Consider the following 12,017-nt stretch of genomic DNA (forward strand, 5'->3'; position numbering starts at 1 on the left):
GCAATTCTTTCATTCTTGGGCAGAGCAGCAAAGCGGGCCCAAACGAGCCCGCATGCAATCGCAAATTACAAGCTATGTTCAATAAAAGAATGTGATTTTACTGCGCGATCGATGTCTTTTAATACCATTAACAATTCTTTCATTCGCGCCAATGGCCAAGCATTTGGGCCATCAGAAAGCGCTTTAGATGGATCTGGGTGCGTTTCCATAAACAAGCCAGAAATCCCCGCCGCCACCGCTGCACGCGCCAATACCGGCACAAACTCACGCTGGCCACCAGAGCGATCGCCCTGCCCGCCTGGCTGCTGCACTGAATGCGTCGCATCAAATACGATTGGGCAGCCCGTTTCACGCATAATCGCCAAACCGCGCATATCGCTAATCAGTGTGTTATAGCCAAAAGATGCGCCTCGCTCACAAACCATTAGATTATCCAGCCCGCCATTTGCATCGCGCGCTTTATTAATCACATTCACCATATCGCCAGGCGCCATGAATTGGCCCTTTTTGATATTCACTGGCTTGCCAGTGGCACAAACGGCATGAATAAAGTCAGTTTGGCGGGCCAAAAATGCGGGGGTTTGCAATACATCGACCACGCTCGCCACAATAGGGGCTTCGGCTTCAGTATGCACATCGGTAATAACAGGTACGCCAATTTGCTTTTTAACTTCGGATAAAATCCGCAAGCCTTCATCAATCCCTAAGCCGCGGAATGATTTGCCTGAGCTACGATTAGCTTTATCAAAACTCGATTTATAGATAAAAGGAATGCCCAGTGCATCGGTCATTTCTTTTAATTGTCCTGCGGTATCCAGCGCCATTTGCTCGCTTTCAATCACGCATGTGCCGGCGATCAAAAAGAACGGTTGATCGATACCGACTTCAAAGCCACATAATTTCATTTTTCGCTCCGTGAGGAGTGAGAAGTAAGCGGCAAGGAACCCCAGCACCTACTCTTCACGAGTTTCACAAACTATAGTTAGGTATAAATTCTTAGCCTTGCGCATGCATCCGGTTTCGTACTACCTGCATCTGCACACTTAACTAAAAATTTATCCCCTAATAATTAGACCCCGCCAGCGAAAAGCAGGTTTACCCTGCCAGCCTATGTTTAGAAGCATAAGCTGGCAGTTTTACAGTATTAGCAGCTTAAACCACTGCGCCCCTGCTCGTTAGCGTAAGCCAATGCTGCTTCAATATATGAAGTAAACAAAGGATGGCCATCACGCGGCGTAGAGGTAAATTCTGGGTGAAATTGGCAAGCAAAGAACCAGCGATGCGCACTCAGCTCAACCGTTTCAACCAATTGCTCTGCACCTGCCGAACGACCACTGATTTTTAATCCAGCAGCTTCTAAGCGAGGCAAGTAATAGTTGTTTACTTCGTAGCGATGACGATGACGCTCAGCAACGGATGCCGCGCCATAAATCTTAGCCGCAAGCGAGCCCTCTACCAGCTGACATTCCTGCGCACCTAAGCGCATTGTGCCACCCAAATTAGAGTTTTCATCACGCGTTTCAATTTTACCGTCGTGATTAACCCATTCGTTAATCAGCGCAACAACGGGGAACTCGGTATCTAAATCAAATTCAGTCGAGTTGGCACCCTTCATACCGGCTACATCACGCGCGTATTCAATCAGTGCAATCTGCATACCAAGGCAAATACCAAGGTAAGGGACATTGTTTTCACGGGCAAATTTAACGGCAAGAATCTTACCCTCTACACCACGCTTACCAAAGCCACCAGGAACCAGAATAGCGTCCATGCCTTCAAGGCAGCTGGAGCCGTTTTTCTCTAGCTCTTCAGAATCCATATAATGAATCTGTACGCGGCTATTGGTGTGTACACCCGCATGAATCAACGCTTCAGATAGTGATTTATATGACTCAGTCAGATCAACATATTTGCCGACCATGGCGATATTCACCGAATGACTCGGGTTTTTCAAACCATGAACAATCTTCTCCCAAGCAGACAAATCTGCCTTAGGTGCGTCAATTTGTAATAATTCACAAGCAATATCGTCAATACCTTGCGCGTGCAGCATATTAGGTACTTGATAGATGCTGTCCGCATCGTAACAAGCAATCACCGCGTTTTCTTCTACATTACAGAACAGCGCCAACTTACGGCGTTCTTCATCAGGCAGCTCGCGATCCATACGGCACAGTAAGATATCTGGCTGAATACCAATTTGGCGCAATTCTTTTACACTATGCTGGGTTGGCTTAGTTTTAATTTCACCCGCCGCAGCAAGATAAGGCACGTAAGACAAATGCACGTAGAGGGTATTTTTACGACCCACATTAGAGCGCATTTGGCGAATTGCTTCCAAAAATGGCAAGGACTCAATATCACCAACAGTGCCGCCGATTTCTACAATCGCAACGTCCACATCACCCGCGCCTTCGCGCAGCTTCATTTTGATTTCATCAGTGATGTGTGGAATCACTTGAACCGTGCCACCTAGATAGTCGCCACGGCGCTCCTTGGTGATGACAGATTCATAGATCTGTCCGGTGGTAAAGTTATTAGATTTGCGCATTTTTGAGCTAATAAAACGCTCGTAATGACCAAGGTCTAAATCAGTTTCAGCGCCGTCTTCTGTTACGAAAACTTCGCCATGTTGAAATGGACTCATGGTGCCGGGATCAACGTTGATATACGGATCCAGCTTCATCATCGTGACTTTAAGGCCACGTGATTCAAGAATAGCGGCCAGCGACGCAGCGGCGATGCCCTTGCCCAGCGAGGAGACAACGCCACCGGTAACGAAAATGTACTTAGTCATGGCAGGAATAGCAGGTTGGAATTCGCTATTTTACCCGATTGGCGGGGGCGGCTCAATTCTCGACAAGAGCCCAACTTTGTGCGTACACCAAAAAAGAGTCTCATCTTTCCCTCCCAAGGGACTTGACTGTGAATTTAAAAGGTCAAAACAGCCCTCATTTCCATGCTTAATCGCGTTTTTATGCTTAATAATTAAAAATCAAGCGTAGAAATTACAAGCAATTATTTTCGCCCATAACTGCAACGAGGCTCATCTCCCGACGCTTTTAACAAAATATAATCCAGTACACGCGTCGGTAAGATTTTTTTAAGCAGCCAGAATACTTTTGTTGGCGTAGTAATTTGATAACGAGCCGATGGGCGGCGCGCTCGCAGCGCAGCACGCACCGTCAGCAATACCGCTTCTGCTGGCAAGGTAAATGGAGCGGCCGGGCCCAACTTTGCCAAGCGCGCTTGCATCGCTAAATAAGAAGGCCGATGAAAACTCTGCTGCGCATCAATCCAATGATTAAATTGTTGCTGCGCATTAGCGCGAAAACGGCTAGTGATTGGGCCGGGCTGCAGCAGTACAGCATAAATCTGACTCCCTTTTAGCTCTTGGCGTAAAGTATCTGCAAAACCTTCAAGTGCAAACTTACTTGCGTTATAAGCCCCGCGGTATGGCATAGCCGCAAAACCCAGCACAGAGCCATTAAATATAACCTTGCCATGCCCTTGCTTTCTCATGATGGGCAAAACTGCATTTGTCAGCTCAATAGATCCAAACACATTGGTTTCAAACTGATACCGCATCGCCTCCCTACTTAAGTCTTCTACTGCACCTGGCAAACCAAACCCTGCGTTATTGAATAAAGCATCGATACGCCCGCCGGTTTTTGCCAACACAGCAGCCACCGTTTGTTTTATAGATTGCGAATCAGCCACGTCGAGCTGTAATGCTTCAAAACCTTCATCTTTAAGCCGCTCTACATCAACCATATCTCTAGCTGTTGCAAAAACACGCCACCCGTCTGCCTTCAGGCCCAGTGCAGTGGCATAGCCTATTCCGCTCGAACACCCACTAATTAAAATCACACCAACACTCACTTATATCCCCTTTTTTGGAACACTATCACGCAATTTTAAACCATTAAATTTCAATAAAACACAATAAAACTTGCTATTACGGTCAGAAATTGAAATTAAAAAAATACCACCGACAAAAACAAACAATAAAATGCGCACAAATAACATTGTCATGCAAAACACATACTTACGTAATGCAAGCTTGTAATTATTCGCCACAGAAGCTAGTAATAAAATTCACACCTACCTTACACAAAAACATGCTTTGCTTATGCATACAAACAATGTAAGATTTTGAGCTGGGTTTCACACAACTTAGCAAACAAGCAAAGAAAGGGAGAGTCTATGAAAAAAATCGCACTCGTCACCGGCGGCATGGGTGGTATCGGTTCTGCTATTTGCAAAGCACTCGCAGATAGCGGCTTTAATGTTGTAGCGACTTACTCTAAAGCAGGAAGAGAGCTGCAATGGCTAGCAGATATGAAAGCAGCTGGTTACCTTTTTAGCGCATATGAGTGTGATGTCACTGATTTTGATGCTTGTGTTCGCATGGCAGAAAAAATCAATGAAGAAATCGGCCCTGTCGATGTACTCGTAAATAATGCCGGTATTACCCGCGACGCCACCTTTAAGCGCATGGGCCAGCTAGATTGGGAAAGCGTCATCAGCACCAATCTTAACTCGCTATTCAATGTATCTAAGCAGTTTCTTGATGCCATGGTTGAGCGCAACTGGGGCCGTGTGATTAATATTTCTTCCATTAACGGCCAAAAAGGCCAGTTTGGCCAAACCAACTACTCGGCAGCAAAAGCAGGCGTACACGGCTTTAGTATGGCTTTAGCGCAAGAAGTTGCAAAAAAAGGCGTTACCGTTAATACCATCTCCCCTGGCTATATCGCCACAGAGATGGTTATGGCGGTGCCTGAAGACGTACGCAATAAAATTATTGCAGGCATCCCTGTTAACCGCCTTGGCACCCCAGAAGAAATTGCTGGCTTAGTTAGCTACCTTGCTTCTGATTTATCTGGCTTTATGACCGGCGCAAACATCGCAATCAATGGCGGTCAGCACACCTGCTGATCATTTAAAGCCATGCTATTTAAGGACAGCGGGTTAATGATATTGAGGCCACACCCTTTTATCTTTTAACCCGCCTTTTCTATTGCCTGCCTACCAATACCCTGCCCAATAGCCTTCGACGCAAAACTCATTTGTATAAAGTATTTTCTGAATCTTGCTCAGCCACGATCAGCAAACTCTCATTTTACTGAATTGAAAGCGCCCTTTAATTCCAGAATACCTCGATGCACTTAAGCAACACCGTACCTATCCAGTGGGCTTTGCACGCCCAGACCGCCACGATTCAAGACATGAGTGTAAATCATGGTGGTGCGCATTGACGAACTTGCTAGTCTGAAATATCACATATGGCATTCAGCAAGGGTTATGGATACATGAATATCATATTTAGACACCATAAATAGATATGATTTTTTTTATGGCAGACACAAAACCTGCACGAAAAATAATTTGACCAGACTCACTTGAAACTCGACCATTTTGTTCAAGCAGCCACCCCCAATGCTCTAACGTATCGGAACTAATTGCCGCTTCCAGAGCAGAGAGTTCCTGAAGAGATAAATGCAAACCATTTTGCTCATCATTAGTTTGGGTTGAGTTATCAGTATGATTAGTCAGATTTATGGTGGAGATTTGGTTTGCTAAGTGCCGTGACGCCAGCAATTGCGCACGAAGTGAGGATAACTCAGCAAGTAAGAGGCCAATGCGTGCCCGCAAAACGGGATCAGGTATACCTTCAAATATTTCATCTAACTTGGCGGACTGACCCTTCTTTTTTCCTTCGCCCTGTTCAGATCGCTGAACAAATGCTTGGATAAGAAGTCGATAATGTTCTCCAGCTGCATTTCGGATGGCTGGCTCTGCAGGGCCTCCACGCTCATGGGACATTCTGCCGACAGTCGCAATAGTAAGGAACTTACCTCCTTTTTTTTCTAATTCAATGCAAATATCATAAATTGTTTGAAGTGATAGTTTCTTTCGGGCAGAAGCCGATGCAATAAAATTTTCCAACAACTGTTTGGGATTCGCATTTTGCACTACATTAGTCGCCTTAAACTATTCTTTGGATGGCTTGTATAACTGCCGCACCAGATACTGGCTGACAAGCCTGTAACTTAACCGTTGCATCAACCTCTTGCTGAACACCACTTTCTTCCAGAGTTAATTGCCCCTCAATAAGATCATTTAAGTCATTAGGATTAAGTCTAGCTGCAAGCAAGCTAACAAAGGCATTACCTACGGCAAGCATTTCATCATCGGTTAGTGTGATAAACAACGCGGGGCGCCCATTTCGAATGAGCATTGCATCAATTAGCTTTGCTCGCCTCAAATTTGCATGCGGAGTAGATTCACTTGGATAGATCGTTGCACACTGGCAAATACGGTCTAACAATTCAAATGTAGAACACTCCCTTGCTGCCGTCTCTAAGTCCGAAGTCTCTCCTGCTAGCACCAAATCCACCCCCGAACCCTGATTAGTTTTCACAATTTCTTTGCAGCGCTGAATTAGCGCATAACATGCATGCCAATCATGAGCATTAGAATCAACTAATGCGAGGAGCTCATCTCTGTGTTCATAAGAAGATGAAATATCGCTTTCAAGAGAGTTCGAATCTTCTTGGTCCTCAATAGCGCGAATACTTGCCTCGGCGGCTCTCACTCCTGCCGATAACTCCCATACCTTTAGTCCAATCACATTAAATTTAGCTATCAATCCGCCAAGAAATGCAGGCCCAGTTACAAAGAATCTACAACGCAAACAATTTCTTACCCCGCCAGGAACAGGTAACCGACGACCACCATGAAGAGGGCCCCCTTCAGCACATTTTGCTGCAGATACAGGGCAAATTCCGATTTCACCGATTGACCACCCAGATGGTTCACATGTGACAATAGCTTCAAGAGCTGCTGAATCATTGAAGGCAACAATTGGTTTAGCCGCCGAAATCTCTGTATTTTGCATAAAACGAAGGAAGTTTTTTTGCTCGGTACGCTGCAATTTCTGCTGCGCTATCGCCAAGGTTTCACTAATGTGTGCAGGACCTGGTTTTGTATAATAAAGCGTCATTAATATGGTAGCGTGCCCAGCAACACACTTTGAAAGAATATGCAGAGGAACTCCACCATCAATTGCAAAGGCCGTGATTAGAGAGACTCGAAGAGCATGCAGATCATAAAGTGCCTTCGGATAAGAATTATTTAGATAGGGTTTTACAAAGCGCAAAGGCGAGCCATCGGGAAGTGTTTCGTTACGGGCCGCCACTCGACGCTCTAATTCTAAAAGTAGCATACTCCAGAACGCTTGCAGCCTAGAGTCTCTCACTGGCTCAGTGGGATGCACGCCGCAAATATCTCGAAAGAGAAAGCAGGCTGTGCCTTTTTCCAGCAGCATAGGAAGTGTGTTAGACCTGAGAAGGCTCTTGTCTTGGATCTCAGACCAAGGAGTAGGACAATGAAGGGGATTAAATTCAGATTGCCATTTGCATAGATTTTTTACTAATTCAATTACAGATTCATTTTCCCATGGTATTTCGTAACCTTTATCTAAATCATTTTTCATTCGATCAGCAGTCTTATTGGTATTCACATAAAGTCCGGTAAATACTCGCCCAGTTTGAGTGTCATTAAATTTACGCAAGAATCCTTTACAAATATTGACATTTCCAATCGGCACTAAATTTCCCGTGTTTTTTATCCACTCCCGACCTGAATAAATAATTGAATCCGCCTCACCAGAATCAAGCATTCTCACTTGAAATGTTCTCAATGGGAGCATTAGCTTCAAAAGCACTGCATATGCTCGTATTGGTGACCAGCATTTTTCAACTTGACTTGTCATGACGTTAATGCGCCTAAACCAATCCATTTTGAGAGTTTTTGGCCATTTATAGTCTTCTTCCGTCAGTATGACTTGTAATTCATGTATGTAGCGCATAGGTAAGGCTTCACGGTGTGTATTTACTTTTTTAATCACACGGCGAGAAATACGCTTCACAGGATTATAATGATATGGGCTAGGTACAGGTCGCCCGAAGTCATCTTCAGTAATGAGAAATGTATGGATGTACCAATCAAAAAACTCTGCGAGTAAATTTGTATACATTTTAAGGCTGCTATCCTGCCATATTTGCTTTCCAGCCCAATCAGTCCATGTCATCGTCAAAACCGTGTTTCTCTGACAATAAACGCCAATATTACGTGGCAGTAAGGGGTGTTCTAATAGATATGCAAGGAACCGATTTGCCATATAAGTTCGCAGCGCAATTCCTCGTTTTTTCTCAAAAATCCAGTCGTGAAGCTTAGATCTCCATTCTTCCATGCCTGCATCAATCTCGACGGCCCAGATAAAATCATGCTCAAATGATTTAGCTCTAAACCGACCAAGTCCCCAATCTTCTTTACTTGGCACGCGGTCACCAAACTCTGCTCGATGCAATACCGTCAACCCATCCACGAATATGGCAAGGTGTCTACGATGCTCGAATATTGCAATAGGGGCGATAGTATTAGGATGTATGTCGCCAGCCTCACGAATGCCCATTGTTGAGCCGGCAATACGCAACATTGAGCCAATAACTTGCGTTTCATGATTTTTCCTTGAACCAATGAGCAGCGCATCGTATAAAGGCTTAAGTTGCCCGAAGTCAATTTTAGAGGGGCGAATTGCAATCTTTGACGCAAACATTGGAGTCGTTGGCATTGCAATAACACCATCTGCCCACAGTGCATAAAGAAACTCCAAAACGTGACATTTCTGACCCAATTGCATTTCAAGTAATTTTCCAGCATCGACAACACAATCGATCCCTAGTGAAAACTCTTGCAGCGATGCACTATGTAGTATTTGCTCAAATGCACGTAGTAGTGGCGAACGTGGAACTGATCCACCTTTTTTTGTATTGGGAAGAAATTGAGCAAGGCGCTTTAGTGCTGCTCCAAATCTATCAAATGAAGTTTCGCTATCAATATAGATATGTGTTGTACTGAGATTGTGTCGCAATTGACGTTCAGTCAACGGCGAGCATCCGGTAGCATATTCACTAAATTGGCAATACTTAGTTGGCTCCATATTTAGAATTCACCTAAATAATGGCGGAATGACTGAATGAATTAAAAGCCGTTCCTCGGCCTGCTTAAGTGTCGATGCAATAGTACCAATCGACGGTGCTGTGTATGGGGCTTGTGATTCGATAGACCTATGATGCAATGCGCGCTGCACAATGTCTTTTGATACTCCCGACGCCACTAGAAGCTGACCATAGCAGTGCCGATGACCATGTGGGGTCGTTCCATTCTGCTTGCACACTTCCAATCCAATTTTTCCCACTGCCCTTGCATGAGCCTGTCGATACGCATCAACGGTATAGGGGTCGCCATCAACACAGTCCTTATGGCTAACAAACAAAAATGGATGCTTGCAGTGTCTACTACGTAATTTTGTAATGTAAATTTTAAATAACGTCAGAAATAACTCCCCCCAAACAGATGGAAACCAATGCACTTGAGCAAAGTTAGTTTGACTATCCGTCAACATTAATTCTTTCCATCCAGAGTGAAATCGGCCAGCGACTAAATTACGAGGCTCTAGCTGCCATTTCATACGCAGGTACGTTTCACGATTTGCATCAATATAACGCCCAGTGACTGGATCAATAAAATCAGCAGGAGCCTTACCCTGCTCTGGGTGGTAAACGCGAACCAATGCACATTGTCGATTTAACGGATCCACAGCGACATCCGATACATAAAGATGAAATGGCTCTGACTCTCGCAACCCCCCGCCATGCAACAAGAGAGTAATCAATGCATCTCGAATATTAAGTCTCTCGTGAAGCACGGGCGATCTTGCTTTACCATGGATAATAAATCCTTGAGTAATCAACCTTGGAAATTGGGCGTCGGGGAAACTTTTAGGTTGGACAGGCATGGAGACCAACTCTTTGCGCCTTATTGCTACAATACGGGCCTGTTTTGACCAAGCTATTGCCTCTTCACGATCATAGGTATGAGCAAGCAAGGCATGGGATCGGCGCTTATCAAAGCGACGCCAGTAGGCCATTTGCTCCGACACACTGGCATTGCGCCACGGATTAATTGAAGTCGTGTCGTAGTAATTTACCAACCAATCACTGAAATTAGTGAGCGCGTTTAGAAGTATTCTAGCCCGCTGGAGTGATCGAGGCTCCCAAAATAGTCCTGATGAATCGTGGCCTTCAAGATTAATAGTGCCTCCCACCAAGGCCTCCGCAAAGCAGGCCAATACCTGTGGGCGATCCGTTTTCGCTTGGAAATACTCCTGATTACCTTGCATATAATCAATAAACAAACCAACTGCTCGCGCTACCTCACGCTGCCATGCTGGCGAGCGACTTCGGCCATACTCAAGAAAATATTCAATCAAAGGCATCAATGCCTTCGGCTGACATTCATCACCTTCTAACATGTAAACAACATAATATCGCCGATCAACCAACCCAGGCTTCTTAATCAACGTATATGCGACAGTATGGTATTGAGCTATTTCCTTGCGAAGGTTCATTTTTAAGTGCCAAGTAAAGTACTCATAAATAAAACTCGAAGATTTCGTCCTCTGTGACACAGCATTGCTATTAAATACATCGTCTTACACTTCATACGTCATGAATTTAAAATACACTTTAGCTTTTCCGATCTTGCAAAACAAAATTAATGCGAGCCATTTCAAAGGAATTTCTCGCACAAATCATGTTTTCTGTAAGTAAGGTGAAGTCGTCATTTATGTGCGTTAAACCCCGCTGGATACTTGGATTCTGTTAAGAACTCCATTCTCATACTCTAGTACCACGTACCTATAATTTCAGCTCTTCTATAAATCCTAGCAACGATTGTTTCTGCTCTGGTTGCAGCTTATGCATCGCCTCAACAATCTTCGCCTCCAGCTCATCTTCGCAGTAGAAATATGCCACAGGCACATCTAATACCTCAGCAATCCGCTTAAGCGTATCGAAGTCTGGCGTGTGTTTTCCTCGTTCGTATTGATTCATCCTTGCACTCGCATTGCCTGCCTCTAGCCCGAGCAATTCCCCCAGTTTTTGTTGGCTGAGTGCTTTGCTGATCCGTGCTTCTTTGAGGCGGATTGGGATGGGACAAATCGAAGACATGCAATTGCCATTGGCGAGAGAATCATGTCTAAGATTTTCTTAGTAACCTCCTCCAAGGTATACTAAGGATTTCTTAGTAATCAAGTCGTCATGAAGAATATATATCAAAATCACTTCAAGATTGAGGTGCTGCAATACATCAGCAAGGGCAACAATATTTCCAAGGCATCACGTAAGTTTAATATTCATCCCTCGACTATTTACGCATGGGTAAAGATTGGCCTTGAATACTTTCTGTCCCGAGAAGGCCTCCCTAGTAATCAGATTGCGGCACGGGTGATTGCTCCTAACTTAGAGCGAAGAATGCAGCAGCTTGAGCAAGAAAATGCCGTACTACGCCAAGCGGCAAAGCTGTACTTCATGTACAGCTGATCCAATCAAAGCATGCAAGCGTTTTTTGAGAGGTGGCTGGATACTCTGTGTTCAATAGAGTGAAAATAAAAGCATTCGAGTTCGTACAAATGTTGCTCAAGCTCGAATGCGGCTCTAAAGCCTGTCCTAGCGAGAGCTACTGCCCCCATCGTATGTAGAAAATCGCCTATTTTTACATAGCCTCCTCTTGCAGATTCTTATCAATTTATCCACCCGTTCTTATCGTATGTCGCCACCAGCGCTTTTGCATTTATCCACAGGGCTTGAGTGGCAGCCCCCGACCCACTGCCGACACTCAGCTGGCTTTGTCATGAGTGGCAGGTAACGAAAGTGAAGCGGCCGCTTAGAGCGTAACTCTGAGCGGCAACACCTCGGCCTTAGCGGACAAAAACCGTCGACCAAACTGGCAACGATCCTGCTAGGTTTCACACCAGCATTCCAGCTCAAAAATAGCTCGACCACTCAGCATTGCCAAGCCTTTTGTTGCCAATTGCTCATCCATATTCCGATTTGCTGGTGTATTTTACCGCTGGTCAGTTAAAATCTTTCATGATTATTACGAAA

General features: G+C 44.8%; 9 protein-coding genes. 2 read left to right on the forward strand and 7 right to left on the reverse strand.

The window, feature by feature from the left end; translation table 11 throughout:
• Nucleotides 1–65: 65 nt before the first annotated feature.
• The 3 genes from kdsA to Q0R17_RS02255 form a co-directional block, all read right to left on the reverse strand.
• Nucleotides 66–905 (reverse strand): 3-deoxy-8-phosphooctulonate synthase, encoded by an 840-nt coding sequence (kdsA, locus tag Q0R17_RS02245; RefSeq protein WP_293931750.1) that lies wholly within the window; start codon nucleotides 903–905, stop codon nucleotides 66–68.
• Between the two features lie 239 nt (nucleotides 906–1,144).
• The gene (locus tag Q0R17_RS02250) at nucleotides 1,145–2,797 is read right to left on the reverse strand and encodes a CTP synthase (RefSeq protein ID WP_293931751.1); all 1,653 of its coding nucleotides are present in this window, start codon (nucleotides 2,795–2,797) and stop codon (nucleotides 1,145–1,147) included.
• A gap of 221 nt (nucleotides 2,798–3,018) precedes the next feature.
• Entirely contained in the window at nucleotides 3,019–3,882 is an 864-nt protein-coding gene (locus Q0R17_RS02255; protein ID WP_293931753.1) for an SDR family NAD(P)-dependent oxidoreductase, read from the reverse strand.
• A 324-nt stretch (nucleotides 3,883–4,206) separates the two neighbouring features.
• Between Q0R17_RS02255 and phbB the strand changes: the two genes are divergently transcribed.
• Nucleotides 4,207–4,941, forward strand: a complete 735-nt coding sequence (gene phbB, locus Q0R17_RS02260) for an acetoacetyl-CoA reductase (protein WP_293931755.1) — start codon at nucleotides 4,207–4,209, stop codon at nucleotides 4,939–4,941.
• Between the two features lie 387 nt (nucleotides 4,942–5,328).
• On the opposite strand, the gene gmtX is transcribed toward phbB, so the two are convergent.
• From gmtX to Q0R17_RS02280, 4 genes are all read right to left on the reverse strand, one after another.
• The gene (gene gmtX, locus Q0R17_RS02265) at nucleotides 5,329–5,979 is read right to left on the reverse strand and encodes a gamma-mobile-trio protein GmtX (RefSeq protein WP_293931757.1); all 651 of its coding nucleotides are present in this window, start codon (nucleotides 5,977–5,979) and stop codon (nucleotides 5,329–5,331) included.
• A gap of 13 nt (nucleotides 5,980–5,992) precedes the next feature.
• Entirely contained in the window at nucleotides 5,993–8,956 is a 2,964-nt protein-coding gene (locus Q0R17_RS02270) for a VPA1269 family protein (protein ID WP_293931759.1), read from the reverse strand.
• A gap of 63 nt (nucleotides 8,957–9,019) precedes the next feature.
• Nucleotides 9,020–10,480, reverse strand: coding sequence for a gamma-mobile-trio recombinase GmtY (gmtY, locus tag Q0R17_RS02275; protein ID WP_293931761.1), 1,461 nt, complete (start codon nucleotides 10,478–10,480; stop codon nucleotides 9,020–9,022).
• 289 nt (nucleotides 10,481–10,769) lie between these two features.
• A complete protein-coding gene (locus Q0R17_RS02280) occupies nucleotides 10,770–11,081 on the reverse strand; it encodes a helix-turn-helix domain-containing protein (protein ID WP_293931763.1) in 312 nt (103 codons plus the stop codon).
• A gap of 90 nt (nucleotides 11,082–11,171) precedes the next feature.
• Between Q0R17_RS02280 and Q0R17_RS02285 the strand changes: the two genes are divergently transcribed.
• Nucleotides 11,172–11,453, forward strand: a complete 282-nt coding sequence (locus tag Q0R17_RS02285; protein WP_293931764.1) for a helix-turn-helix domain-containing protein — start codon at nucleotides 11,172–11,174, stop codon at nucleotides 11,451–11,453.
• The last annotated feature ends 564 nt before the right edge of the window (nucleotides 11,454–12,017 follow it).

It is taken from the genome of Iodobacter sp. (assembly GCF_025352645.1).
Lineage (GTDB): Bacteria > Pseudomonadota > Gammaproteobacteria > Burkholderiales > Chitinibacteraceae > Iodobacter.

Excerpts from the sequence above, each read along its gene's own strand:
- Q0R17_RS02280 (WP_293931763.1), bottom strand. The coding sequence starts at position 11,081 with ATGTCTTCGATTTGTCCCATCCCAATCCGCCTCAAAGAAGCACGGATC.
- phbB (WP_293931755.1), top strand. The coding sequence starts at position 4,207 with ATGAAAAAAATCGCACTCGTCACCGGCGGCATGGGTGGTATCGGTTCT.
- Q0R17_RS02250 (WP_293931751.1), bottom strand. The coding sequence starts at position 2,797 with ATGACTAAGTACATTTTCGTTACCGGTGGCGTTGTCTCCTCGCTGGGC.
- kdsA (WP_293931750.1), bottom strand. The coding sequence starts at position 905 with ATGAAATTATGTGGCTTTGAAGTCGGTATCGATCAACCGTTCTTTTTG.
- Q0R17_RS02285 (WP_293931764.1), top strand. The coding sequence starts at position 11,172 with ATGAAGAATATATATCAAAATCACTTCAAGATTGAGGTGCTGCAATAC.
- gmtY (WP_293931761.1), bottom strand. The coding sequence starts at position 10,480 with ATGAACCTTCGCAAGGAAATAGCTCAATACCATACTGTCGCATATACG.